This window comes from Vibrio sp. 1731 (assembly GCF_033339955.1).
Classification (GTDB): Bacteria; Pseudomonadota; Gammaproteobacteria; order Enterobacterales; family Vibrionaceae; genus Vibrio; species Vibrio alginolyticus.
This window is the reverse complement of sequence record NZ_JAWOVO010000003.1, coordinates 54,171-78,989: the sequence shown is the minus strand read 5'-3', so window position 1 is coordinate 78,989 and position 24,819 is coordinate 54,171. Positions and strand designations below refer to the sequence as shown.

Genomic DNA, 24,819 nt, shown 5'->3' with positions numbered 1-24,819 from the left:
CAGATTGATATCAAAGGCAAACGATTACGTTCTGGCTGAAAAAAATTCAAACGAATTTTTAAAGCTGTGGTGAACCTAACTGAAAGCCAAACTGATTTATTAATATTATGTGTACCATCCTACTCAAAAGATTTTGAAAAATTAAACAGAAATGCAAATAAATAACCAAAGTCGTGATGTGTTCTATGTTTCTGACGGTACGGCGATAACATGTGAGACATTAGGGCATGTTGTTCTCGGTCAATTTCCGTTCATTCCTAACGAAAAAACCTTTCCGTTTGTTGAAAGCCAGGACAAAGCTACTGACGTAGTCAAAGAAATTGAAACTTCCTACCAGCGCAATGGCGTCAAACCTCTGGTCTTTTTCTCAATTGTCGTTCCAGAAGTACGTGAAATGCTGCTTGAAGCGCCAGCATACAGTTACGATGTGTTGGAGAGTATTGTGCAGAAAGTGCAAGACGACATTCAGATGGCACCAAAGCCTAAGTTGCAGCGTTCTCGCAGCGTGGGGAAAGATTCCGACACCTATTTTGACCGTATTGCGGCTATTGAATACACATTGGCGCATGATGATGGCATCACACTAAAAGGGTTGGAGCAAGCTGATATCATCTTACTTGGCGTGTCGCGTAGTGGAAAAACGCCGACTAGCTTGTATATGGCGATGCAGTTTGGTTTACGTGTTGTGAACTATCCGTTTATTGCGGAAGATGTGAAGATGATGCGTTTGTTACCTGAGTTTGAGATCCATCGTCATAAGTTGTTCGGGCTTACTATCGACCCTGAACGTTTGACTGAAATCCGTGAGAATCGTTTGTCTGGAAGTGATTACGCTAGCACAGAGCAGTGCAAGCTGGAGCTAGACACTGTTGAGGCTTTGTTTAGAAGAGAGGCGATCCCATATATCAATACGTCCTCTCTGTCTGTTGAGGAAATTACTACGCGTATTCTGGAAAAAGCAGGAATGAAGCGTCGCTTGTTTGGCTAACAAGAGACGCTCATGTCGCTATGTGTAAGAGGAGGTAAGGTGTGTACCTCCTCTATCGAATGAACCTTAGACAGAATTAATAGTATTGGAACATCTTTTGGATGTCTTGATAGTTTTTGGTCTGAGTCAGTGACAGCATCAGTAAGATACGTGCTTTTTGCGGGTTCAATTTACCAGCGGCAACAAAGCCGTATTTTTCGTCATCAATTTCAGCATCCAAAGTGGTTGAGCCGCTAGGCGTTCGGGAGCTTCTTACAACAACAACGCCATCTTTACTCGCTTTCTCTAGCTCATCAAACACAGTGTGGTACAAGTTACCATTACCGACACCAGCACTTACGATGCCGTCAAACTTCGCATCCACAAAGGCTTTCACTGGCAAATTGGAGGCATTTGCATAGTTATAAACAATACCGACCTTAGGCAACTTAGTAAGCTTTGATACATCGAATGGGGTTTCTGTCGTATGTTTACGTTCTGGGCTTCGTTGATATTTGGCATCGCTATTATGAATGTAGCCGATAGCACCAAAGTTGGGTGACTGGAAAGTGCTGACGGAGGTTGTATTGGTTTTTGTCACATCTCGCGCATCGAAAATCGTGTCATTCATTGCGACTAGCACGCCACGTCCTTCTGAATCTTCATCGGTGGCTGTTACGACTGCATTGTATAAGTTGACTGGTCCATCAGCACTCATTGCGGTGGAAGGACGCATTGCACCGACGATCACGACAGGCTTTTTGCTCTTGACGGTCAGATCAAGGAAGTAAGCGGTTTCCTCTAACGTATCCGTACCATGAGTAATGACGATGCCGTCAACATCATCTTGATCGAGTAGCTCATTAACTCTTTTCGATAATTTTAGCCACACTTCATCATTCATATCTTGTGAACCGATACTGACCACTTGCTCTCCAGAAATATCGGCAATCTTGGTCATACTCGGCACCGCAGAAATCAATGATTCAACGCCGACTTTACCTGCTGTGTAGTTTGATTCTGTTGCAGATTGACCTGCGCCTGCTATGGTGCCACCAGTGGCAAGGATTTTAATGTTCGGAAGTTCGGATTGCGCGAAAGACAAAGAACTAAGGCACAAACCAAGGGTTATCGTACTGAGGCGGAAAAGATTTTTCGTCATGGGAATCACCTGCTGTTAGGTTGGATGTTGGGGAACTCATCTATCCTAAAAACAGTGGGTTAGATTTTTTGAGTACTAGTTCAACAAATTGCAGATGAAGATCGTGATCAACTAATCACTTAAAGAATATCAAATCAACCAGTTAACCTAATTGACGTGCTTCTTTAACAAGTGAGATGTGCTAGTAACGTGCACAACGTGTTAAGCCCTATAATTTATTGATTTATAAATAAAGGAGGTAGGAGTCTCGTGATGAGGTTACTAAACATGAATTTAGCCGTGCAATTTTCCAAAGTTTACATTGTAAAAAAAAAGCGGCTTTACCCCGGAACAGATAAAAGCCGCTTGCCAATGATGTGTTAATTCACATCTTATCGCATAATCATTTGTTCACGACCAGGACCCACAGACACCATTTTTACTGGTACGCCCATGAGTTCCTCAATGCGTAGAACGTATTTCTGTGCTGCTACTGGAAGCTCTTCAAACTTACGACAACCAGTGATGTCCTCGCTCCAGCTTTCCATCTTCTCGTAGATTGGTGCAAGAGAGGCAGTTTGAGGCCAGATTGGGTTTTCGTTGTGGTCGCCTTCGTAGCCAACACAGATTTTCAGATCGTTAAGGCCAGTCAAACAGTCTACTTTAGTTAGCGCAATTTCAGTTGCTGCTTGCAGTTCAACACCATTCTTAGTAGCGACTGCGTCGAAGTAGCCCATATCGCGTGGACGACCTGTAGTTGCACCGAACTCGCCTGCAAGTTCGCGGAAAGCATCTTGCTCTTCCATTGCAGTGATCAACGTACCAGTACCTACTGATGAGCTGAATGCTTTTGCAACCGCAATAACGCGCTCAGGGCGAAGTGCCGGAAGACCACTGCCGATACCCGCGTACATTGATACAACGTTAGAAGATGTTGTCCAAGGGTACTCACCGTAAACAAGGTCACGACCTGCGCCAAGCTGTGCTTCGAACAATAGAGTTTTGTCTTTCGCTTGTAGTTCTTTTAGAGGAAGCGTTACGTTGCAAATTGAATCGCGCCAAGGTGCAGAGACTTCTAGCAGCCAGTTCGCCAGTTCTTCAGCGGTTTGTTCAAACTCGAACGTCGGGTAAAGTGCACGCAGTTGCGGCAGTTTCCAATCCATCATGAATTGAAGGCGTTCAACCAATACTTCTGGTTGCTTCAACCAACCAACTAGGATGCCTTTCTTCATTACGCGGTCACCGTACGCAGGTGCAATACCTTGACGAGTTGAACCGTATGCTTTGTCGCCTAAACGTTGTTCTTCTAGCGTATCTTCTAGTGCGTGTAGAGGTAGACACAGTGTTGCGCGATCTGAGATGCACATATTCACTTTTACGCCTGCTTCTTCAACTTCCGCAATCTCCTGAGACAGCAACGCAGGGCTGATAACCATACCCGGACCTAACACTGCCAAACAGTCTGGGTTGAATACGCCACTTGGTAGCTGGTGCAGCTTAAACGTACCTAGATCGTTAACCACGGTGTGACCCGCGTTGTTACCACCTTGGAAACGAATGCTCGCAGAAGCTTGCTCTGCCAAAAAGTCAACGATGCGGCCTTTGCCTTCATCACCCCAGTTTGCACCCACAACAACGATAGACGACATAATTTAATCTCCAAAAACAGATGCAAAAATCTTAAGGTGTTCGCCATAATAAGAGAAATTAATTATACTCATTAACTTGATAAGAATCTCATATCGGAATTGGCAATGTTAGATTTGAACTGGCTGCGAACCTTCGTAACTCTTGCAGAGGTAAAACACTTTGGTAAAACAGCGACGGAACTCCACATGACACAGCCGAACGTAAGTTTGCATATCAAGCAGTTGGAGCAAGCCACGCGCACGAAATTGATTGAGCGAAATCCTGTGCAGTTGACGCAAGCGGGGAAGCGTTTGTTAGCTACGGCGCAGCGGATGCTCAATGAGCTGCAAATTTGTCAGTCGGATCTCAATGCCATCAACGATCTTACGCAGGGGACGCTTTCTATTGCGGCGAGCGATATTGTTTCACGTTTACTGCTTATCAAACCATTTCAGCAATTCAAAAGTGAATATCCGGGGATCGACTTGGCATTGTTCAATACCACATCTTCTCAAGCGGTGGATTTGGTGAAAAGTGCGCGTGCCGATATCGGCTTTGTTATCGCACAAAAAGAGAGTCAACCGCTGCATTTTACGCCTCTCACGCAGATTCACTGGTGTGCGTTTGGCGATAACATTTTTGAGTGGCAAGACAATCGAAAAGAGAGCCAGACGCTGATCCTGCTAGGGCACGATACTCGAACCCGAGAGCTGATTGATTCGTCTTTACCTGAACTAAATCTGCCTAAGCATCGCGTGATGGAAGTGGGCAGTGTGGAAGCACAAATCGACTGGGCGGAAGCGGGGTTTGGGACTGCTATTGTGCCGGATTTCTCGCTCGATCCGAGATTAAAGCTTTCTCGTGAAGTTACGCCTTTGCCAAGTTTTCCAAACACTGATTTCGGCTACATCGTGCGTCAAAATCAGGTGTTATCCAAAGCGGCAAAACAGTTGCTGGCATGGGTTGGCGAGAATGTGTCGGTGGTTGAGGGCTAAGACGATGAAAGAAAAGGCCATGAAAGAGACGAAGATTACGATTTCGCTCCCATCCTTGATTCACCGTATTGGGGGCGACCATGCCAAGCGAGCGAAAACACTCGCAGCAGAAAAACAGTGCGATCTTAAGCGAATTAGACGATCTCGTCACTGGCAAATCTCGGGCGAGGCTTTGGATGTAAAAGCGTTTTTAGAGCATCTCAAAAACGAAGAAGCAGAGACGATGCGATTTGCGATCAACAAGATCGAACAAGCTCTACTTGCTCACCAAGACAAATTGGAACCTTTGGACGTGAAGTTGATACGTTTGGTGAGACAAAACCCAAACATCACCCTAGCGGAGCTGATGGCTGAAACGAACTGCACGTTAGTTCAAGCTCGCACGGTACGATTTGGTGCTGAGTTGCTTTAAGATCGGTTTGTGGTTTACTCACTTTATTAACAGATGTTAGGGTACCGATCAAAATCACTCACTAAGACCATTTTATTATGGATATTTGGCAGCTTCTCCTTTTTATTCCTGCTTGCTTCGCTCTAAATATGGCTCCAGGCCCAAACAATTTATTGGCAATGAATAATGCGCGTTGTTACGGCTTTAGGGCCGCGTTTACGGCCAGTTTAGGCAGAATTGCTGCTTTTTCAGCGATGATTGCGTTGTCTGCATCAGGTCTGGCTGTGATTTTGTATACGTCAGAAATGCTATTTTTGGCAATAAAGTTGGTAGGAGCGCTGTATCTACTGTGGATTGCGTTTAACCTTTGGCGTTCAGAGTCCAGCCCGATCTCTGACTTGGACAATTCGCGCAATTACGCAGGACTTGCGAAGCAAGAATTTACGCTTGCTGCTGGCAACCCGAAAGCGATACTTATTTTTACTGCATTCTTGCCGCAATTTGTTGATGCCAATGCCAACGTTCAAGAGCAGTTTTTTGCCCTTGGCTCGACGTTTTTGATATTAGAAATGGTCGCCATTTCAATCTATGCCATCTTTGGTTTGTACTTGAGGCACTGGTTTTCAAATCCAAAAATGGCGAAACGTTTCAATCGCGGATGTTCGTTGTTTTTAGCCGCATCAGGTGCGAATTTGCTACTAAGTAAGCAATAACAACACATCATCTCCGTAGATTATTTTTCTATAAAAAGAGCCGCTGATGTTACATCAGCGGCTCTTTTAGTTGATGCATCGATTATTTATTGTTACCACATCAAATCGTCAGGCACGACGAAATCTGCGTATGGATCGTCTTCTGCTGGAATGTCCGATTCAGGTTCTTTTTGTTCGATGATGACGGACTCATCACGTTGAGCAATTTTATTCGCTACTCCACGTGGAATGACAACATAGCTTTCACCAAAAATTGCGATTGCCAAAATACCTTTGATCAACTGCTCGCGGATAAGTGAATCTACATAAAGTGATTTCACTAGCGTACCGTGAGTGAAGTTGTATTTGATGTCGCCATCTTTTAAGTCGATCTTGTTCATCTCAATCAATTGATTGATCTGCGCTTTGATCTCTTTGTTTAATCGCTCAGCATTTTGCTGCTCGCTCAATTGTTTATCACGCTCTAACTGTTGGCGTTTATTCTCTTCAACCGCCGCTTTTACTTCGCGTGCTTGAACGCGTGATTTTTTTGAGCCTTTCTTCGCTTTCTTTAGTTTCTTTTCATTAACTAAGCCAGCTTTCAGCATTTGTTCTTGAAGGGTAAGTTTTGCCATGTTTCATCCAGTTAGTGCGCAATTTTGGGCATTTTACCCACTATTGCCACTTGTAGTAAATAATAGTGCTTTCTATGGGTCTAAAATGTTTGGTTGGCTTGTTGTCTCTTTAATGGAAAGTGCAAAGCGGGCCTTCTCCAAAGCCCGCGAGCATTACTGAAATCTAGGTGGGTTATAGCTGCCACTGTTTAGATGTGACGAGGTTATCCATCACTTTGTTTACCGCTTGATCCGCTTTGTCGACAATGGTGTCTATATCGTTACGATTCGCGATAAGCGGTGGAGCAAAACCGAGGATGTCACCATGTGGCATAGCGCGAGCGATTAAGCCTCGCTCTAAACAGGCCGCCGCGATTTGCGGGCCTACTTTCAAGTTTGGATCAAAGTGTGCACGGCGGAGCTTGTCTGAAGAAAACTCCAACGCATGCAACAAGCCAACGCCACGAGTATCACCGACCAATGGATGATCGCTAAACGTCTCCGCCATGCGTTGCTGCAAGTAAGCGCCGACTTCGGCCGCGTTTTTTACCAAGCCTTCACGTTCAATGATATCGAGGTTGCAGTTCGCGGCTGCCGCTCCCATTGGGTGACCAGAGTAGGTATAACCGTGTCCGATAGCGCCCCATTGGTCGGTGCCGTTTTCTAGCACACTCCAAACTCGTTCACCGACGATCACGCCAGACAGCGGTTGATACGCTGAGGTTAACCCTTTCGCTACCGTGATGAGATCTGGTTTCATGTCGTAGTGCAGTGAGCCAAAATCGGAGCCGAGGCGACCAAAGCCACACACCACTTCATCCGCAATCAAGAGTACATCGTATTTGTCGAGCACTTTGCGAATCGCCTGCCAGTACCCTGCTGGTGGTGGCACAATACCGCCAGTACCGAGCACTGGTTCTGCAATCATTGCTGCTACCGTTTCTGGGCCTTCTTCCAAGATCATCGCTTCGAGTTGATCTGCGCAATATTGAGAGAATTCGAGCTCAGACATACTCTCGTCTTCACGGCGATAATAATATGGCGCGATGGTGTGTTTGATACGCTCAAGTGGTAAATCAAAATGGGCGTGGAACAGCGGCAAACCTGTCATTGAACCGGACGCGATACTTGAACCATGGTAGCCGCGGTCACGCGAAATGATTTTTTTCTTCTCTGGTAGACCACGAGCATTGTTGTAATACCATACCAACTTAAGTTGAGTTTCGTTCGCGTCGCTGCCTGACATGCCGTAGTAAACTTTGCTCATGCCTTCAGGCGCCATTTTGATGATGCGATCTGACAGTGTCACGAGCGCTTCGTTCGTATGACCGACGTACGTGTGGTAGTACGCCAGTTCTTTGGCTTGCTCATAAATCGCATCGGCCATTTCGGTCCTGCCATAGCCAATGTTTACACAATACAACCCGGCAAAGCCGTCTATCAGCTCGATGCCTTCTGAATCGATGATGCGTATTCCGCTTCCGCTCGAGATAATTCTTCCCGGAAGCTCCCCGGCCGCATACTGCTTCAGGTGGGTTGAGGCATGAAATACTCTCTGACGATCGATCTCTAAAAGTTGTTGGGTTTTGTTACTCATGATCCTTCTCCTCGAATAATTGGATATCCATATTTCGTGTCTCAACTGCCACTGACGGTTGGTAAAGCGCCTAAGCAGCAGTATTTGATTTCGCTGTATTCTTCAAATCCGTGACGGCTTCCTTCTCGTCCAAGACCAGACTGTTTCACGCCGCCGAATGGGATAGGGTGCCCTGTCATTTTGACGGAGTTCACGCTCACCATGCCAAACTCCAAACCGCGCATGCAGTGCCAAATTTGGTGAATATCGTGACCATAAACATAGGCAGCTAAGCCGTACTCAGTGTCGTTGCTCATTTCAATCACGGTATCTAAGTCTTGGTAAGGCAATACGCCTGCCACAGGACAAAAATTCTCTTCGCGATACACCGCCATTTCAGGGGTGACATCGGCTAGCAATGTCGGCGCGAAGAAGTTTTCGCCTGGTACGGGCTGGTGGTATCCCGCTACCAATCGCGCGCCTTTGTCGAGCGCGTCACGCACCAAATCATGCGCTTTATCCACCGCAGTGCGATTAATAAGCGGTCCCATGGTGGTTTTTTCATCTAAGCCATTGCCTAAAACGATGTGGCTCATTTCCTTGGCAAACGCTTCCAAAAACGCTTCGTACTTATCGTCAGGGACGAAAATACGGTTTGCGGCCAAGCAGTCTTGTCCTGCGGTTTGAAACTTCGCATCCACGGCGGCTTTGGCTGCTTGCTCGACATCCATATCTGGCAGCACGATGAAAGGGGCGTTACCACCTAGCTCCATACTGCACTTCTTCACGGTTTGTGCCGCGTCGCGTAGCAATAGTTTGCCTACTCGAGTTGAGCCTGTGAACGAGAGCGCTTTGACTTTATCGGAGTGACACAAGGTTTGTGACACCATCACCGCATCGCCAGTGATCACGTTAAATACACCAGGTGGAAAGCCAGCTCGGTCTGCTAACTCTGCCAACGCTAACGCAGAAAAAGGCGTTTCACTGGCGGGCTTAATGAGCACCGGACAGCCTATTGCTAGTGCGGCTGCGGCTTTGCGTGTGATCATGGCATTAGGAAAGTTCCATGGCGTAATCAGTGCTGCGACACCAATTGGCTCGCGCACCGTTGATAGCTGCGCATTCGGAATATGACTTGGGATGGTTTCGCCATAACAGCGGCGTGATTCTTCGGCAAACCAACGAACAAAGGATGCGCCGTAGTCAATCTCACCTACAGCATCACCTAGTATTTTTCCTTGCTCCATCACCATCAAATGAGCAAGATCTTGCTTTGATTCTAGAATCAGGTCGTGCCAACGCATGAGAATTTCAGCGCGCTCTTCTGCTTGCATTTTTCGCCATTGACGAAAGGCTTGGTCGGCTTCATCAATCGCTTGATAGAGTTGTTGCTGAGAAAGCTTAGTGATGTAACCGATGACCGTGCCATCTGCTGGATTATCCACCGGATGAAATTGATCACCACTTACCCATTTGCCATTTACGTACGCTAAACCTCTCACCAAACGTACGTCTTTCATTATCGCCATCATGTCGTGCGAGGCTTTTAATTCCTCTGCATGTAAGCTGTGCAGTGCTGTCATGAGTCCTTCTCCCAGCATCGTTGTCCATAATGAAACTGTAATGGAGAAGTGACCGAAATAATTTCTGATACCGAGGTTTAAAACGTCAGAACTTTCTTTTTAGTGCCGTTAAATATGGTGTTTTTTCTGTTCACGTCTGATGCGCATTTTCCCTTTTATAACAAAGCGTTTTGGTTTACTTCGAATGTGCCCGCATCACGTTTGATTGTTTTTGTCACAATGTAAGTAAAGTAGCGCTCAATGCCCACATCTGAGTCTAACCAGTTGTCGATAAGCCGCTGATATTGGTCGATATCTTCTGACTGAATTTTAAGGATGTAATCGACACCACCGCCCGTGGCATAGCAATCAGTGACTTCTGGTGAATGTTGAACCAGTTGCTCGAAGCGTTTGAACGCTTGGGCGTTGTGTTCTTTGAGCGTAACTTCAACCATAACCGACGTTCGTTTGAACAAAATATCGGTATTTACTTTTGCTCCGTAACCTTCAATGATGCCTGCTTCTTCCAGTTTTTTGACGCGCTCCCAGCAAGGGCTCACGGATAGGTTGATGGCCTCGGCAAGGTGAGATTTGGTGATACGACCATTATCATGAAGTATTTGTAGAATTTTTACGTCGTAGCGATCGAGGCGCATTATGAGTCTCCCTGTTGAATACTAATCATTTCATGAAAGGCTGATGACTGGTCGCTGTTATAAGGTGCTTTCCAGTTTGCTTCTGGTATGCCATTTGTTTTGATTTCTTTAGTTGGCTTTTCAATCAGCCTATCTCGCCGCAGTCTTCGGCTATAACTGCGATAGTGTCACCGATATTCACCATAGCAGGAAAACGACGCGCCGCGAAAATACCATTGCGCTGTGACTTGTACCCAACGGGGGCGGTACCTGTGCGCTCGGTCGAGAAGATTCTCACTAATACATCGCCCTTTTTGACGGTATCGCCAAGATCAAATAAGTATTCTGTGATGCCGTGGTGCTGGCTTTGCACATAACAACTTGCATCAGGCATATCTAATAACTTAGTTGGTTGGGTTGGTTGTTCGTAGTCACCGGGCAAGTTGCCTGAGAAGCGTAAGAAGTTGCGAATGCCACGGTCGGAATAAGCGATGGTTTCTGGAGTGCTGGTTCCACCTCCTCTTAGTTCGGTGGTAACAAAGATTTTTCCCTGAGACTCCACGGCAGTGTCATACAGGCTGGTGGCGTCCATTTCGAGCAAGATCATGGTGTAAGGTGCGCCAAACAGTTTTGCACCTAATATGCAGGCTTCTTCTTGATCGAGATTGTCGAGACGATGGGCAGCGGCGAACGGCACGATATCTAACGTTTTACCACCTGAGTGAATGTCTAACGCAAAATCGCACTTAGGAACTAGGTAACGAGTAAAATAATCCGCAATTTTCTCGGTCACTGTGCCTATGGGGTTGCCGGGAAAGCTGCGATTTAAATTCCCTTTATCGATAAACGACGTACGTGAGGCATTTTGTACCGCAGGTAAGTTCATCATGGGTACAATAATGACACGACCTTGGATTTGATCTGCCTGAAGCGAGTTCGTCAATTTTAGCAGGCTGGTGATGCCTTCGTATTCGTCTCCGTGATTACCGCCAGTAAGCAGTGCGGTTGGTCCGTGACCATTTTTGATCACGGTGATAGGTATCATAATACTGCCCCAAGCGGAGTCGTCATGTGAATAGGGCAGCGTTAAAAAGCCGTGCTGTACACCTTCTCGGTCAAAGTCTATGGTGGCTGTGATCGAGCTTTTTTGCATATCAAGTCCTTTTAGTTCTCAGATCTAGCTCAACAGAGCTTGAGGTTTGAAAAATTAGTGTTTAACAAATAAGTGGCGTGGAAAGTCACACAGCGTTTTTGCTCCATCATGGGTAATGACGATACTTTCCGTTGTTTCTAACCCCCAATCTTTGAACCACAGTCCCGGCATAAAATGGAATGTCATGCCTTCTCTCAAGATGGTTTTATCGGTGTCTCGCAAACTCATGGTTCGTTCCCCCCAATCTGGCGGGTAGCTCAAACCTATTGGATAGCCACAACGGGCGCCTTCGCGTGAGAATCCCGCTTTATCGAGAACCTGGTTTAGTGCATTGGCGATGTCGGCGCAGGTATTTCCGGGCTTTGCCACTTTTAGGCCTGCTTCAAGTCCTAAAGTTAGGGCTTCGTCGGCTCGTTTGAACTTGTCGTCAGGCTCGCCAAGAAAAATAGTGCGTGAGAGTGGGCAATGGTAACGGCGGTGCGCCCCTGCGATTTCAAAAAACGTCCCTTCGCCTTTCTTGAAGGGTCTGTCATCCCAAGTCAGGTGAGGTGCGGAAGCATCAGAACCTGATGGCAAAAGCGGCACAATCGCGGTGTAATCGCCAAAGTGGTCTTCATGCCCGAGCACGGCTTGGCGGTTAATCTCGGCAACAAGGTGGTGTTTCGGTAATCCTGGTTCAATCATGTCGAACGCGACGCGGTGCATATTTTCAACAATGCGAGCGGCACGGTACATGTACGCCAGTTCTTGATCGGATTTAACGGCGCGGCACCAGTTGACTAGTCCAGTTGCATCGAGAAGTTGAGCATTCGGTAGGTGCGTAGTGAGTGATTCGTAAGCGGTGGCGCTAAAGTAATAGTTATCTTTTTCTACGCCGATGCGACCACGATCCCAAAGGCGCGAAGCCAGTACGGCTTCGACCAGGAAATCCATCGGGTGTAGCGGCGGATTCATTACATAATGGTCTGGATAGTAGGTGATGTTTTCTGCCGACATATACGCAGTCCTGTATGCTCCGTTGGCATCTTGGCAGCGTCCAAACCAAACGGGTTCATCAGATGGACCAACAACGACACATTGTGGCACGTAAAAAGACCACCCATCATAGCCTGTTAGCCACGCCATGTTAGAAGGGTCATGAATGATAAGGACATCCAATTCTCTTTCTTCCATCGATTGCCGAACTTTCGTTAACCGATCCTGGAACTCATCCAGTGTAAAATGCAAAGCAACGCCTCTCATATTTTCTCCTTGTTAGAAATCCGACGCCTTATGGGCCTTCGGAGACGCTGAGGTATTTCTACCTTCTACCAGCTAGCCAGATCTGCGTTAAAAATGATTGCAATTTACCTCTGGGGTTGTATTTGGATTGAACGATGCTGTTTAACATGTTTGTTTAACCCATACATTTCATGTCAATCATTACAATTGTGGTTTACTTTTGTGCATTTCACCTCGTTTTGTGAGTTAAAGTTCGCCATTTGTTAAATGGAAGTTACAATGAGCGTTAAAAATGAATCAATTAAAATATTGTGTCATGACAATTTCTTTGAACCCGATCATTCGGCCAGGCACCGCTAAATACATCTCCATTGGTAACTATCTTGTCGAATGTGTCCGCAGTGGTTATCTAAAACCGGGGACTCGATTACCCACACATCGTGAGTTTGCAGAGCAAATTGGCGTCAGCGTACAAACGGTGAGCCATGCATATGGTTATGCAGAGAAAAAAGGGGCGATCGAGTCTTGGGTTGGGAATGGTACTTTTGTCAAATCAGGTTTTGTGGATGAAAGTACGGACACGGAGTTTATGCTGACACAAGAGATGAAAGAAACGCCGGATGAAATTGATATGTCGATTGCACATCCAGTGGTGACCGATCGCCACATTACGCTTTTTAATCAGGCGTTAATGGAGATTGCTGGGCAAACAAACAATCGTGGTTTGATCAGTAAAGCAAAGCCGGTAACAGGTCAGCCTCATCATATTGAGTCAGGAGCACGATTTCTAAGTAGCCAAGGGTTGGATGTGGGTGCCGATCAAATATTACTCACAAATGGAGCATGCCATGGTTTAACGTTGGCTTTAAGCACAGTTGTTGAACACGGTGATTTAGTTGCTTGTGGTCACTTGGTTGATCATGGCTTGATCTCTCGCTCGAGAATGCTTGGATTTAAGTTGCAACCACTTGAAATGGATGAGTTTGGTATAACGCCGGATGCATTTGAATGGGCATGTAAACACAAACCAATCAAGGTATTGTGTTGCACACCGAGCATGGCTAACCCGACTAGTGCGCATATGGATGTTGAACGCCGAGAGGCGATAGCGAATATTGCGCAGCAATACGACATCTATGTCATTGAAGATGACGTGTATGGAGCACTAGAGCCTAACCGTGTCCCACCCCTTGCCACATTGTTACCCGAACAGGCTTTCTATGTCACCAGTTTAACCAAAGTTGTAGCGCCAGGCATGCGCACTGGCTATCTGACGGTCCCACGTCATTTTTTGCAGCACGCGATTGGTCGTTTAGCGGCAACGAGTTGGTCTGCGACTCCATTACCATTTGAAGTCGCTCATTTGTGGATCGAAAACGGTACGTTAAATCGACTTATTCGCTTTCAAGTCAATGAGTTTGCTAAGCGACAGCGAATAGCAAAAGCCGCTTTAGAAGGGCATGTTTATAGCTCGCACCCGAATGGACAGCACATTTGGTTGAGACTACCCGAGCAGTGGAATAGCGATGACCTGGTTGCTTCGGCTAAGCGTTCAGGGGTGCAGATCACTGGATATAAACCGTTTGTTCTCGATACTAATCAGCCAATGCCTTACGTGCGAATCAGCTTGGGAGCAGAAACAAACCGAGGCTACATCAAACACGGGTTATCTGTGATTGCTGAAATTCTCGATACCAACCCTCCCACCTCACACTTTTTGGTTTGAGCGATAGGTTATTTATGCTTTTATCTGATGGGCTTAAACGTTTGTAACAGAGTTTTTTCTTGTCGCCATTGTCTTGGCGATTTCCCCGTCCAACGGCGAAAGTGGCGGCTGAAGACCGCAGTTTCGGCATAACCCAATTGCAACGCGATATCGGTAATGCTCTGAATATTCTCACTTAAACGCTGTTCTGCAAAATCCTGACGCACTTGCTGCAATAGCTGCCGATAATTTGTGCCCTGTTGTTTCAGCTTGTTTTGCAGCATTCTCGGATGCAGGTCCAATGCTCTTGCAACGCGCTCAACGCTGCATTCTCCGGTTGAGAGCAGACGGCCAATCATGTTTGCTGCTTGGTCACTGAGATTGTTGGGGTAACGGGTTTGCAGCTCTTTGAGGTGCTGTTGAAAATGGCGCTCTAGTGCGTCTTCATCTTGGTGGTTCTTAGCGTTAAGCAGAGTCGCTTTAAGTAGGATGCCGTCAAACTTATCACCGAAACGCAGTTTGTTCTGCTGGGCAAACTTGCTTTTTTCTACTTCCAATGTTGCGTGTTGAGTCAAATGTAGCGCGAAGTGACTTGCTTCAATATCAAGCAGACTGGCAATAAACATCGCCAGATGCGACACACTGAGCTGCATCAACTGCGCGATACCTCGTTCGCTGTGCACATCAATATTGAGCGACAACCGTACCCAATCATCTTGTGGCGTCATGTTGAGAGTGACCCCTGACGAATGCAGATAGAGAAAATCATTCACCCGCGCCAAGGCTTCACCGACCGTTTGCGCCCGGGAAACCAGCATTGGCAAGTCTCCCAAGCTCTGTAGGTTTTGACGCTCGGCGAGCAACACGCCAAACAGCGGTTGCTGACAACGAGCAGCCGCTTCCTCCAGCAATTCAGCCAGCCTAGGGTAGGCGAGATACGTATCGGGATTGCGAAACTGCGCCGCAGACAGCCCGACGGCAGCCATAATCTCAACCGGATTCTGCCCCAGTTCGGAAACCAAGCTATCAAATTTATCGGCAGCGCCACTTCGTACGATATACATGTCTCGATTTTTAAATGTTAACAGATTGTAAATCGCAATGTATCAAATTTACTTCGCAAAAGGTCAAGTGAGTGTCAATGAGTTGATCTAAGTTACATTTTGATAACAACAACACATGGACGAGAAGCCGTATGGAACTTATCAATAAAACCGCGATTGTCACCGGCGCTGCAGGTGGAATTGGCCAAGCCATTATTCACAAGCTGCTGGAACAAGGCGCGAAAGTACTTGCTGTCGACATTTCCCCTCAATCACTCAATGTGTATCAAAACTTCGATGCAGAGCAGCTACGAACATTTGTTGCAGACGTCACCGAATACCAAGAAGTGGAAGCCATGGTCAAGCATGCGGCCGAACAGTTTGGCTCGCTCGATATCATGATCAACAACGCGGGCATCGGCGCCCCGAAACCTCTGCTTGACCACGATCCAGTTGCCGATTTTGAGCCGATCTCAAAGGTCAATCAAAACGGTGTCTACTACGGTATTCTCGCCGCTGGGCGACAATTCCAAGCGCAAGGGACACCGGGCGTGATCCTCAATACCTCTTCCATTTACGCCCAAATGGCCTCCGAGATGACGTTTACCTACAACGTCAGTAAAGCCGCAGTCGATATGATGACCAAATGCGCCGCTCTAGAGTTAGCGCCTCTGGATATTCGTGTGTGTGCCGTCGCTCCGGGACGTGTCGATACTCCGATGTTAAGGCAATACGAAGAGATCGGCTTGTGGAACCACATCCGCAAAGAACAGATGCCCCAAAACTTCACGCAACCAGAAGAGATTGCCAACGTGGTAGCGTTTCTTGTCAGCGAGAAAGCCAACTGTATCAACGGCTGCACCATTAGCGCATCTGACGGTTTCGAGAATTTTAAGTACCCGCTCATGGGATAGATGGAATAGGCGAGCACGCCAAATTACAGCAATAGTGAGGATGTAAGTTATGTCATTACCAGAAGTTATTCAGCATCAAGATTTCCTATTAACTCTTAATACTAATGAAGAGTCGATCATTAAAGACGCGCTACCGGGTGTTGATGTTTACCCGCTGTTTCTTGACCCAGAAAATGGTACGTGGGTGATTCGCGCCAAGTTCAAACCGGGTATCACTCTGCCTAAGCACTTCCACACTGGCGTGGTGCATTTCTATACGCTGAGTGGCGCTTGGCACTACATTGAGTACCCAGATCAAGTCCAAACCGCTGGTAGCTACTTATATGAGCCAGGTGGTTCGATTCATACCTTTCACTGTCCAGAAGAGTCGGGTGGTGCAGATGGCTTTATGGTGATCCAAGGTGCGAACATTAACTTTGACGAAGAGGGTAACTTCATCAACATTATGGATGCAGGTTGGATTGAGCAAGTGGTGGTTGCCGCTGCCAAAGCGCAAGGCTTCACTGCGCGCTATATCAAACCGGGTGCGATTGCTGGCCTGAGTGATGATCTTGCGGAGTAACCCCATGCAACAGATGAACAGTATTGTAATGCAGGATGGCCGAGTCCGCCTGCAGCAAGTCGCAATCCCTCAACCCGAAGCGGGACAAGTGTTGGTTCGCAGCCTTGCCTGTGGCATTTGTGGCTCCGACCTTCACATTACTCGACACGCGGATGAGGTATTTGATGTATTCCACCAGCTCGGGTTGATACCTGATGAAGCCGGTGAGCACGCTCAAGTAATGTTGGGGCATGAGTTCTGCGCGGAAATTGTCGAATACGGTGCTGATACACAACAAACATTACCCGTTGGTAGCCGAGTCACCTCAGTGCCGATGTTGCTCAGTCAAAATGGCGCGGGCGTTGGTGTTACTCCGGGTACTTATGGCGCTTACTCTGAGTACTTCCTGCTTGATGAAGCGTTATTGCTACCTGTGCCAGACGGAATGCCATCTGAGGCGGCGGCACTGACTGAACCACTGGCGGTCGGTTTGCACGCGGTCAATCGCAGTGAAATCGAGACGGAAGAAACAGCGCTGGTTGTCGGTTGCGGTCCTATAGGGCTGGCTGTGATTGCTGCACTGAAACAACGTGGCGTCAGCAATATTCTTGCGGTCGATCTTCAGGAAGAAAAGCTGCAACTTGCCAGCGAGTTTGGCGCAAATCGATTGATCAACCCGACCAAGGAAGACGAGATCGCCGTTGGTGAGCAGTACGCGATGAACTCACGTCTGGTCATTTATGAATGTGTGGGCAAGCATACCTTGATTGACGATTTTATGCGCCGCGCCCCTGCCCGAGCGCGAATCGTCATCTCGGGTATCCATACGACACCCGCAATCATTAACTACGCGTACGCAACGGTAAAAGAGCTCGACTTGAGATTCTCTTACTACTACCAACCGCACGAGTTTGAGCAATGCCTACAAGCGATTGCCGAACATAAGTTGCCTTGGCAGAAAATGCTCACTGCCAAAGTAGGGATCGATGGTGTGGAAGATGCGTTTAGACAGTTAATGACTCCCAACGACCACATCAAAGTGGTTATCGAACCTTGGCGCAGCGGCGCGTTAGAAGTGATTTAACTCTTAGCCAGATTTAGCTAGCTAAAACCAATTTTAGTTTGGTGACAGCCCCAACCGTAGCAGCTAGGTTGGGGCTTTTTTTGTTAGGCCTGTTCTGCGCATTCCTGTTGCAGAGCAGGGTAATCGGTGTAGCCTCGTTCGTTTCCGCCAAACAACGTTGAGCCATCGAGTTCTGCCAACGGATGGTGATGTTGCAATCGAGAGACCAAGTCTGGGTTTGCTACGAATGGTCGTCCGAATGCGACAAGATCCGCGTAGCCTTTCTCTAACACTTCGTTTGCTCGTTGAGGATCGTAGCGACCTGCGACAATGATAGCGTTGCGAAAGCGCTTTCTAAGTTCGATTCGAAACGTCTCGGGAATCGTTGGTGCATCGGCCCAATCGGCCTCGGACAAGTGCAAGTAGGCAATGTCGCGCTCCTGTAGCTGTTTTGATGCCTCTAGGATCGTTGGCACGATATCTGGGCAGTCCATATCTTTAAACGTAATGAATGGTGCCAATCTCACCCCAACTCGATGCGCACCAACAGCGGCGATAACTGCATCCACTACTTCGATAAGAAAACGGATACGATTTTCTCGTGAACCACCGTAGTTGTCTGTTCGATGGTTTGAGTTGGTTCTTAAGAACTGATCGATCAGATACCCATTCCCGCCATGGATTTCTACACCATCAAAACCCGATTCAATAGCGCGTTTGGCTGCGTTCGCGAAATCACCGACAACTCGGTTGATATCCGCTTGTGTCATGGCGCGAGGCTCAACACAATCGACCATATTGCCGTTGCCTTGTTCATCTGCAATCCAAACTTGCGTCTCTACCGGAGCGAGCGCAGATGGCGCGATAGGCTGTTCACCATTTTGGAATGTTGGGTGAGACACTCTGCCCACATGCCATAGCTGACAAAACATCGCTGCGCCTTGTGATTTGACCGCTTGGGTCACACCCTGCCAGCCCGCCACTTGAGCATCGGTGTAAACGCCAGGGGTGAACGAATAGCCTTGAGAATCGTCCGAAATTTGTGTGGCTTCGGAAATGATCAGCCCGGCAGAAGCGCGTTGTTGATAATACGTTGCCATCATCTCATTCGGGATGTTGCCCGGCTGAGTGGTGCGTGCGCGAGTCATTGGTGCCATGACAATGCGGTTTTGTAGTGACAACGCTTTCAGTTGAGCTGGTTCAAACAGCTTATTTGGTCTTTGTTGCATGTTGCGCTCCTTAGATAAGTACTGGCACGTTGGTCGCTTTACGAGCGGTTGCCATCCAGTGAAGTACGGCTGGATCCCATTGCACTTCGGGCGCACTGAAAAAGCCGCGTAGAATGGAAAACATAATGGCTTGATCAACCAGTGACGTTTGCTTTTCTGAACTTAGGTTGAGCAAGGGTTTAGTTTGTTCTATCAAAGCGGCGACTTCTTTCGCAATCGCAGGTGTATCGTTAATCAAAGCTTCAAAATTTAACGCTTCGGTTTCTTTTTTTGCACGCCATGCTTGTTTAGCGGTTTCTGTTGCAAATTCCGGTAACGTCATGTTTGACCAACGCGGATACCCGACTTTTTGTAGCGGTAAAAACGCTTGTTTTTGCCAGTCTAAAACCGGTGCTGAGGGTTGGCTGCTTTCATTGGAAGATGCCAATTCAAGGAAGTAGTTGATGATGTCTAAGCTTTCCGCCATCGCTTCACCATCGTCTTTGATCAAAAGAGGAACTTGTTTTGCGCCGATGATGTTTGTGGTGGTGATCTCGTCGTCATAAGCAATGTTGATGACGTCGAGCTGAATATTCAGCATGCCTGCAACAAAACGGACGCGGGCGCTGAAAGGGCAATGTTCATAAATGTACAGTTTCATTTTTGTCTCCTATCTCTTGGCTGGGCAGGGCGTGTTGTTGTGCGTTGTACAGCGTTACGGCGTTTAACTTTGCCCTGTCACATAACGTTCTGGGTCTAAACAATGTCGATAGGGTCAGTATATGGATTCGACTTAATTTGATAATTGGGTAATATCTGAATTGATTATTCAGTTTTTCAAAATAATAAGGGCGCGAAGATGGATAAGTTTTCGGATATGACGTTGTTTGTCAGCATCGTTAAACATCAAGGTCTGGCAGCGGCGGGAAGGGAGCTAGGTTTATCTCCAGCGACGGTAACGGCAAGGCTGCAAGCGATAGAAGAACGCTATGGTGTAAAGCTGCTCAACCGAAGCACACGCCACGTATCACTCACGGACGCAGGGGCAATGTACCATCAAGCTTGTCTGAACATCATTGATAGCATGAAAGAGACGGAAAACTTGCTGCAAACGGGTATTTCGGAAGTGCGCGGAACGTTGAAAATTTCAGCTCCACGAGATATTGGCAAACAAATTATTTCGCCGATGGTGTCGGCTTTTTCTGAGCAATATCCGGATGTGACGCCCTATCTTTATCTTAATGACAATTTATCGAACTTGGCTGAATCGGGGCTCGATTTAGTGATTCGTTACGGTGAGTTAGCGGACAGCAATCTCATTTCGCGCAAGCTGGCGTCGAGTCAACGTGTGCTGTGCGCGTCACCTGATTATTTGTCGAAGCAAGGTGTCCCAAACTGCCCACAAGATCTCGCGGATCATCGCTGCTTAGCCATGGTGCGCAGCAATGAAGAATTAAAAACGTGGCACTTTAAAGATGAAGAGTCTCACCAAACGATCACGGTCACGCCAAAGCGCTGTTCTGATGACGGTGAAGTGATTCGACAATGGGCGTTGGAGGGGGCGGGGATTGCGTTGAAATCGATTTTAGATATTCAACAAGACCTCAAACAACAACGTTTAGTAACGGTTTTGGATGGGTATATGAAAAACTTCAGCGCCTTCTCGCAAGGCGCTGAAGCGGATCTGCATGTCATTTATCAAAGCCGTCAATATCAACCGAAAAGAGTTCGCCTGTTTTTGGACTTTCTAGTTGAGCAATTTAGCGCGCTGAGTGATGCCCGCAATCAGATCTAGATGCGATTCCGAGGTTTCTCGGCGGTGGCGATAAATCCCGACGGTGCCAGGGTTTGGTTCGTTTTCCATGGTTAAGCATCGTAAGCCAAAGGATTCCAAATACGATTGCAGATGGCGGGTATAAGACATCACCGCGACGCTTTCTTTCAGTACATCAATACTGGCGAGCAGAGAATCCACTTCGTAAGTCGGTCTGTCATCCAGTTGCTGCCTTTCGCGTTCATTTTGTTTCGGGATTGGGTTATCGATGACGTGAGCGAATTTCTTAGCGTCATAAGTGACCGAAAGAGCAGGGTATTCGTGCAGCATCTCTTCGGTGACGGTTTTCCCTAGCAGTGGGTGGTTTGGGGAAACAAAATAGGCATCAACCGTTTGAAATAGTGGAATAAACGTAACATCGCATTTAGACGACAAGCCGACAATCTCGTGGCCGATGAAGAATTCAATCTGTTCGTTTATTAATGAATCCATCAAGCCTAAGTGATTGCCAAATTCGACGTGCGTAGATGCCGAAGGCTGCTTGGTCAGATGTTCATTGAGTGCTTGTTTGACGAATAGCGGCCACCACGCATCGCCAGTACCCATTTTAATTTTTCCGACTTGGTACTGTTTCCGTTCATCAATGCTTTGCATCATTTGGTTGTATTCATGCTGCATCGCGTTGCTATGGCGATAGAGGATGCGTCCGTATTCGGTCAACACCATGCCATTAGGATGGCGTTCAAACAGCGTTACGCCGAGATTCTCTTCCAGCTTCTTTAAATTGCTTGTTACCGTTGGCTGGCTTAACCCTGCCATTCTTGCCGCAGCGCTGATGCTTTGGCAGCGTGCAACCAGTAAAAATTGCTGCAGAGATTTGTCCATTTTCTTTCCCCTCTAAGAACGAGGGGTATTTTGCACAATTTCATTTATAAATCACAAATCTGTAATCTCATTTGATTGAAATTATGCGCATTTCATAGATCTACATCACTGTTGGGGTCTGACGTATAGATGTTATCTATAGCTCGCTCCTGACTTCCTATTTTCCCCTCAAAAAGGTGTTCTTTAGACTGTCGCCAAAACAACAATCTAAGGGATGAACATGAAACCGAGTTTTATTGCGCTTGCTGTCGCGTCTTGTATTGGTCTTGCTGGATGTGGGTCAGATTCCTCTGATGCGCCTGTGCCGGTCGACAAACCAATTATTTCAGCCGACTTATATTTACGTGGTTTAAATGGGGATTGGGGCACGGCAGAGCATGCCAAGCTAAACTATTTGGGTAATAACGAGTACGAAACCGTACTGCGCGTCGCCCGAGGTAGCAATCAGTTCAAGATTGCTGATCCGGGTTGGCAGATCCAATACACCTATTTTGAGGAGCCCGCGGCGTTCGATAAAGCTCAAGAGTACCTGCCAAAACCAGACACGAATGAAGCGTGTATGAACGATGATTGCAACTCTGAGATCACGTTTGAAGACAAAGGGTATTACAAGTTTTCTGTGAGCTTTGCCGATGAAAGTCGCGCGACAATGACTGTGACGAAAGCAACGCAAGAAGAAGCGGAAAAATACTACTCTGATGCGATTCTCGACCCTGCAATGGTGCATGAAGGGCATCAGAGCAGAGAAGTGAAACTGTTCGCCAATTACGATGACTCGAGTGATACCGTGATTTTCTCGGTGAAAGATCCTAAAGCTGAACTGCGTGAATTTGGTATTTCAACGACGACAGAATTGCGTGATGCGCTCGACCAAGGCTTAGTGATTAATGAACAAACAGGGCCGCGAGTGGTGTCGGATGATGCCGCGTTTGATGCGTTGTTTGCGTTGACGATGAAAGAGCTAGACCAGCTTGCTGTTTCTGAAATCAAAGACGGCAATTACAACTACAACAACCCAATCAAAGCGGAAGTTTTTGAGACGGGCGCGAAGTGGCATTACGTGTGGACGCGTGATTTGGCGTACGCAGCAGACCTTTCGCTTGCATTGATGAATCCAACTCGCGTGCAGAATGGTTTGAATTTCAAATTGTCTGCTTTCCGCGACACGACCGATCAGCAATACGATGGCGAGCAGATTGTGCAAGATACGGGCACTGGCGGCAGCTGGCCAATTAGTACCGACCGCACGACTTGGGCGCTTGGTGCTGAACGCTTACTTTCGGCATTAGATGGGGAAGAGTACAACCAATTTGCTGAGCGCGCTTACAAAGCGATCAGTAATACACTTGAAGCCGATCGCCTGGCGGCTTTTGATGCGAAATCCGGTTTATACACTGGTGAGCAATCATTCCTCGATTGGCGTGAGCAAACGTATTCAACGTGGACGCCAAACGATGTCAATACGATTGGGAGCAGCAAAGCGTTATCGACAAACGTGGCTCACTACCGCGCGATTCAGCTCGCGGCTAAGTTGGCAGAGAAGTACGATTCAACCAACGCGGTCAAATACACCGATTGGGCTGCACAGCTAAAAACCGCTATCAACGAGCAGTTTTGGAATGCCGAACGCGGTATGTACGTAAGTTATTTGTTTGATAATGGCAAAGACATCGCGGTCGACAAATATGACATGTTGGGCGAAGCACTTGCGATCATCAGTGGTGTGGCAAGTGATGCGCAGGCGAAACAAATCATGGCCAATTACCCACACAGTGAGTTTGGCGTGCCGGTTTACTTCCCTCAGCAACCGGACGTGCCTGTGTACCATAACCGCGCAATTTGGCCATTTGTTACCGCGTACAGCTTGCGCGCCGCGCATCAAACACAAAACGTGGCAGCAGTGAACAATGCCATTCAATCGTTGGTTCGTGGTACGGCAACTAATTTATCCAACATGGAAAACTTAGAGTGGCTTTCTGGTAAGTCATTCATCATCCATAGTGATCATGGCGAAGATCCGAGCTTGGATGGCCCAGTGATTAACTCTCAGCGTCAGCTTTGGTCTGTGGGTGGCTACTTGAACATGGTGGTAGAGACCCTATTCGGCATCCATACCGAAACAGGTAAGTTGGAAGTGAAGCCATTTATCACAAGTTGGGTGCGCAATAATTTGTTGGCTCAGTCTGAACAAATCACGTTGGAAAACTTTGCCTTCAAAGGAAAGAACTACTCGGTAACGATTGACTTGCCTGAAGTAAGCAAAGATGAAACAGGTTACTACCCAGTTGAAAATGTCACGATGGACGATGAGGGGCATTTCCACGTGACATTGGGCGCGCTTGTGAATGTAGATAGCAGCATTACTTTAGTTTCTGGTGTGAAACCGTACGCAAGTGAAGATAGTCGCGTTTATTCTCCGCAAGAGCCAACATTGGTGGTAAAAAGCGTTGATAATTCGGTTTCGATTGACGTGACGAGTAAGTACAACGTGAACTTGTATCGCAATGGCGAGCTGATTCAAAAGAACGTGATTGCTCAATCTTATTCCGATACGCCAATAGGTTTTGCTTGTTATTTGGCTGAAAGCATTAACGATAAAGGCTTCCGTTCTAACCCAAGCCAACCTGTTTGTGTCGGTGAAGAGATCCGCATCAAACTCGATGGCGAATATCAGCCACTCAAAGACAATGTCTCAGTGGTTACGGTGAGTAAAGACAGTGGCATCGTAAAAGGTACAGAGTCGTTTACAGCGCCTGTAACGAGCACTTACCAGTTCGATGCTTGGTACAACAATAACCTAGGGCAACTTAATACTGGCATCACGAACACCGTGAAATTGTTAGAGGTATTGGATGATGCAGGTAAGGTGGTTGGCCAAGGTTACTTGCAGATGGGCCATATTGGTGAAAACCAAGGTATGCGTTACTCAACGCCAATTGAAGTAGCGTTGGAGCAGGGAAAAACCTATCAGATCGCGCTGAAGGACCACTTCAATATGAGTTACCTCAAATCGAATGAAACCTACATTTACGCTGGTGGTATTGAGGGTGAAAAGAACGAAGCGCAAATCGCAGATATTCGAATCACACCTTTAATGTAGACTGTTTTAA

At 47.1% G+C, this 24,819-nt stretch carries 22 protein-coding genes; 10 read left to right on the top strand and 12 right to left on the bottom strand.

From position 1 onward, the window contains the following. Positions 1–151: 151 nt before the first annotated feature. Entirely contained in the window at positions 152–988 is an 837-nt protein-coding gene (locus R7035_RS04980; RefSeq protein ID WP_005373820.1) for a pyruvate, water dikinase regulatory protein, read from the top strand. A 76-nt stretch (positions 989–1,064) separates the two neighbouring features. Here R7035_RS04980 and ansB read toward each other — a convergent pair whose 3' ends face one another. Beyond that, a complete protein-coding gene (ansB, locus tag R7035_RS04975; protein ID WP_318145990.1) occupies positions 1,065–2,129 on the bottom strand; it encodes an L-asparaginase 2 in 1,065 nt (354 codons plus the stop codon). Between the two features lie 371 nt (positions 2,130–2,500). Beyond that, positions 2,501–3,757 (bottom strand): adenylosuccinate synthase, encoded by a 1,257-nt coding sequence (locus tag R7035_RS04970; RefSeq protein ID WP_017819812.1) that lies wholly within the window; start codon positions 3,755–3,757, stop codon positions 2,501–2,503. Between the two features lie 105 nt (positions 3,758–3,862). Here R7035_RS04970 and R7035_RS04965 point away from each other — a divergent pair, with 105 nt between their 5' ends. The 3 genes from R7035_RS04965 (at position 3,863) to R7035_RS04955 (ending at position 5,836) form a co-directional block, all read left to right on the top strand. After that, complete coding sequence (locus tag R7035_RS04965; protein WP_186585494.1) at positions 3,863–4,732, top strand: LysR family transcriptional regulator; 870 nt, start codon at positions 3,863–3,865, stop codon at positions 4,730–4,732. Positions 4,733–4,751: 19 nt separating this feature from the next. Then, positions 4,752–5,144, top strand: a complete 393-nt coding sequence (locus tag R7035_RS04960) for a ribosome recycling factor family protein (RefSeq protein WP_017633574.1) — start codon at positions 4,752–4,754, stop codon at positions 5,142–5,144. Between the two features lie 77 nt (positions 5,145–5,221). Beyond that, the gene (locus R7035_RS04955; RefSeq protein ID WP_017633575.1) at positions 5,222–5,836 is read left to right on the top strand and encodes a LysE family translocator; all 615 of its coding nucleotides are present in this window, start codon (positions 5,222–5,224) and stop codon (positions 5,834–5,836) included. Between the two features lie 92 nt (positions 5,837–5,928). Here the strand turns inward: R7035_RS04955 and R7035_RS04950 are convergent, their stop codons facing one another. From R7035_RS04950 to doeA, 6 genes are all read right to left on the bottom strand, one after another. Next, positions 5,929–6,450, bottom strand: coding sequence for a DUF2058 domain-containing protein (locus R7035_RS04950; protein ID WP_033906326.1), 522 nt, complete (start codon positions 6,448–6,450; stop codon positions 5,929–5,931). A gap of 172 nt (positions 6,451–6,622) precedes the next feature. Then, on the bottom strand, positions 6,623–8,026 hold the full coding sequence (locus R7035_RS04945) for an aspartate aminotransferase family protein (RefSeq protein WP_258489127.1): 1,404 nt from the start codon (positions 8,024–8,026) through the stop codon (positions 6,623–6,625). Positions 8,027–8,067: 41 nt separating this feature from the next. Beyond that, positions 8,068–9,588, bottom strand: coding sequence for an NAD-dependent succinate-semialdehyde dehydrogenase (locus R7035_RS04940; protein ID WP_017633578.1), 1,521 nt, complete (start codon positions 9,586–9,588; stop codon positions 8,068–8,070). Positions 9,589–9,743: 155 nt separating this feature from the next. After that, positions 9,744–10,223 (bottom strand): Lrp/AsnC family transcriptional regulator, encoded by a 480-nt coding sequence (locus tag R7035_RS04935; RefSeq protein ID WP_005373784.1) that lies wholly within the window; start codon positions 10,221–10,223, stop codon positions 9,744–9,746. A gap of 124 nt (positions 10,224–10,347) precedes the next feature. Beyond that, positions 10,348–11,355: a N(2)-acetyl-L-2,4-diaminobutanoate deacetylase DoeB gene (gene doeB / locus R7035_RS04930; RefSeq protein ID WP_053307196.1), complete on the bottom strand. Its 1,008-nt coding sequence runs from the start codon at positions 11,353–11,355 to the stop codon at positions 10,348–10,350. Positions 11,356–11,409: 54 nt separating this feature from the next. Then, positions 11,410–12,597 carry an ectoine hydrolase DoeA gene (gene doeA, locus R7035_RS04925; protein ID WP_017819819.1) on the bottom strand — a complete coding sequence of 396 codons (1,188 nt, stop codon included), beginning with the start codon at positions 12,595–12,597 and terminating at the stop codon, positions 11,410–11,412. A gap of 271 nt (positions 12,598–12,868) precedes the next feature. Between doeA and R7035_RS04920 the strand changes: the two genes are divergently transcribed. Further along, the gene (locus R7035_RS04920; RefSeq protein ID WP_080996739.1) at positions 12,869–14,302 is read left to right on the top strand and encodes a PLP-dependent aminotransferase family protein; all 1,434 of its coding nucleotides are present in this window, start codon (positions 12,869–12,871) and stop codon (positions 14,300–14,302) included. Positions 14,303–14,322: 20 nt separating this feature from the next. Here the strand turns inward: R7035_RS04920 and R7035_RS04915 are convergent, their stop codons facing one another. Further along, the gene (locus tag R7035_RS04915; RefSeq protein ID WP_054574553.1) at positions 14,323–15,345 is read right to left on the bottom strand and encodes a helix-turn-helix transcriptional regulator; all 1,023 of its coding nucleotides are present in this window, start codon (positions 15,343–15,345) and stop codon (positions 14,323–14,325) included. Between the two features lie 131 nt (positions 15,346–15,476). Between R7035_RS04915 and R7035_RS04910 the strand changes: the two genes are divergently transcribed. Genes R7035_RS04910 through R7035_RS04900 form a run of 3 tightly spaced genes read left to right on the top strand, consistent with a single transcriptional unit; the run spans position 15,477 to position 17,863 of the window. Then, positions 15,477–16,238, top strand: a complete 762-nt coding sequence (locus tag R7035_RS04910; RefSeq protein ID WP_318145989.1) for an SDR family oxidoreductase — start codon at positions 15,477–15,479, stop codon at positions 16,236–16,238. A gap of 49 nt (positions 16,239–16,287) precedes the next feature. Then, positions 16,288–16,800 carry a 2,4'-dihydroxyacetophenone dioxygenase family protein gene (locus tag R7035_RS04905; RefSeq protein ID WP_054865484.1) on the top strand — a complete coding sequence of 171 codons (513 nt, stop codon included), beginning with the start codon at positions 16,288–16,290 and terminating at the stop codon, positions 16,798–16,800. A gap of 4 nt (positions 16,801–16,804) precedes the next feature. After that, positions 16,805–17,863: a zinc-binding dehydrogenase gene (locus R7035_RS04900; protein ID WP_318145988.1), complete on the top strand. Its 1,059-nt coding sequence runs from the start codon at positions 16,805–16,807 to the stop codon at positions 17,861–17,863. Between the two features lie 83 nt (positions 17,864–17,946). Here R7035_RS04900 and R7035_RS04895 read toward each other — a convergent pair whose 3' ends face one another. Both R7035_RS04895 and grxB read right to left on the bottom strand, forming a co-directional pair. Further along, the gene (locus R7035_RS04895) at positions 17,947–19,071 is read right to left on the bottom strand and encodes an alkene reductase (protein ID WP_042523247.1); all 1,125 of its coding nucleotides are present in this window, start codon (positions 19,069–19,071) and stop codon (positions 17,947–17,949) included. Between the two features lie 10 nt (positions 19,072–19,081). Then, positions 19,082–19,711: a glutaredoxin 2 gene (gene grxB, locus R7035_RS04890; RefSeq protein WP_042523245.1), complete on the bottom strand. Its 630-nt coding sequence runs from the start codon at positions 19,709–19,711 to the stop codon at positions 19,082–19,084. Positions 19,712–19,909: 198 nt separating this feature from the next. On the opposite strand from grxB, the gene R7035_RS04885 reads away from it, so the two are divergent. Further along, positions 19,910–20,845, top strand: a complete 936-nt coding sequence (locus R7035_RS04885) for a LysR family transcriptional regulator (RefSeq protein WP_318145987.1) — start codon at positions 19,910–19,912, stop codon at positions 20,843–20,845. On the opposite strand, the gene R7035_RS04880 is transcribed toward R7035_RS04885, so the two are convergent. Next, the gene (locus tag R7035_RS04880) at positions 20,798–21,709 is read right to left on the bottom strand and encodes a LysR family transcriptional regulator (RefSeq protein ID WP_025506531.1); all 912 of its coding nucleotides are present in this window, start codon (positions 21,707–21,709) and stop codon (positions 20,798–20,800) included. The genes R7035_RS04885 and R7035_RS04880 overlap by 48 nt on opposite strands. Positions 21,710–21,929: 220 nt before the next feature. On the opposite strand from R7035_RS04880, the gene R7035_RS04875 reads away from it, so the two are divergent. Then, a complete protein-coding gene (locus R7035_RS04875) occupies positions 21,930–24,809 on the top strand; it encodes an MGH1-like glycoside hydrolase domain-containing protein (protein ID WP_318145986.1) in 2,880 nt (959 codons plus the stop codon). Positions 24,810–24,819 lie beyond the last annotated feature (10 nt).

What these genes read in the sequence shown, in the direction of transcription:
- R7035_RS04980 (WP_005373820.1), top strand. Translation starts at nt 152, where the DNA reads ATGCAAATAAATAACCAAAGTCGTGATGTGTTCTATGTTTCTGACGGT.
- ansB (WP_318145990.1), bottom strand. Translation starts at nt 2,129, where the DNA reads ATGACGAAAAATCTTTTCCGCCTCAGTACGATAACCCTTGGTTTGTGC.
- R7035_RS04970 (WP_017819812.1), bottom strand. Translation starts at nt 3,757, where the DNA reads ATGTCGTCTATCGTTGTTGTGGGTGCAAACTGGGGTGATGAAGGCAAA.
- R7035_RS04965 (WP_186585494.1), top strand. Translation starts at nt 3,863, where the DNA reads ATGTTAGATTTGAACTGGCTGCGAACCTTCGTAACTCTTGCAGAGGTA.
- R7035_RS04960 (WP_017633574.1), top strand. Translation starts at nt 4,752, where the DNA reads ATGAAAGAGACGAAGATTACGATTTCGCTCCCATCCTTGATTCACCGT.
- R7035_RS04955 (WP_017633575.1), top strand. Translation starts at nt 5,222, where the DNA reads ATGGATATTTGGCAGCTTCTCCTTTTTATTCCTGCTTGCTTCGCTCTA.
- R7035_RS04950 (WP_033906326.1), bottom strand. Translation starts at nt 6,450, where the DNA reads ATGGCAAAACTTACCCTTCAAGAACAAATGCTGAAAGCTGGCTTAGTT.
- R7035_RS04945 (WP_258489127.1), bottom strand. Translation starts at nt 8,026, where the DNA reads ATGAGTAACAAAACCCAACAACTTTTAGAGATCGATCGTCAGAGAGTA.
- R7035_RS04940 (WP_017633578.1), bottom strand. Translation starts at nt 9,588, where the DNA reads ATGACAGCACTGCACAGCTTACATGCAGAGGAATTAAAAGCCTCGCAC.
- R7035_RS04935 (WP_005373784.1), bottom strand. Translation starts at nt 10,223, where the DNA reads ATGCGCCTCGATCGCTACGACGTAAAAATTCTACAAATACTTCATGAT.
- doeB (WP_053307196.1), bottom strand. Translation starts at nt 11,355, where the DNA reads ATGCAAAAAAGCTCGATCACAGCCACCATAGACTTTGACCGAGAAGGT.
- doeA (WP_017819819.1), bottom strand. Translation starts at nt 12,597, where the DNA reads ATGAGAGGCGTTGCTTTGCATTTTACACTGGATGAGTTCCAGGATCGG.
- R7035_RS04920 (WP_080996739.1), top strand. Translation starts at nt 12,869, where the DNA reads ATGAATCAATTAAAATATTGTGTCATGACAATTTCTTTGAACCCGATC.
- R7035_RS04915 (WP_054574553.1), bottom strand. Translation starts at nt 15,345, where the DNA reads ATGTATATCGTACGAAGTGGCGCTGCCGATAAATTTGATAGCTTGGTT.
- R7035_RS04910 (WP_318145989.1), top strand. Translation starts at nt 15,477, where the DNA reads ATGGAACTTATCAATAAAACCGCGATTGTCACCGGCGCTGCAGGTGGA.
- R7035_RS04905 (WP_054865484.1), top strand. Translation starts at nt 16,288, where the DNA reads ATGTCATTACCAGAAGTTATTCAGCATCAAGATTTCCTATTAACTCTT.
- R7035_RS04900 (WP_318145988.1), top strand. Translation starts at nt 16,805, where the DNA reads ATGCAACAGATGAACAGTATTGTAATGCAGGATGGCCGAGTCCGCCTG.
- R7035_RS04895 (WP_042523247.1), bottom strand. Translation starts at nt 19,071, where the DNA reads ATGCAACAAAGACCAAATAAGCTGTTTGAACCAGCTCAACTGAAAGCG.
- grxB (WP_042523245.1), bottom strand. Translation starts at nt 19,711, where the DNA reads ATGAAACTGTACATTTATGAACATTGCCCTTTCAGCGCCCGCGTCCGT.
- R7035_RS04885 (WP_318145987.1), top strand. Translation starts at nt 19,910, where the DNA reads ATGGATAAGTTTTCGGATATGACGTTGTTTGTCAGCATCGTTAAACAT.
- R7035_RS04880 (WP_025506531.1), bottom strand. Translation starts at nt 21,709, where the DNA reads ATGGACAAATCTCTGCAGCAATTTTTACTGGTTGCACGCTGCCAAAGC.
- R7035_RS04875 (WP_318145986.1), top strand. Translation starts at nt 21,930, where the DNA reads ATGAAACCGAGTTTTATTGCGCTTGCTGTCGCGTCTTGTATTGGTCTT.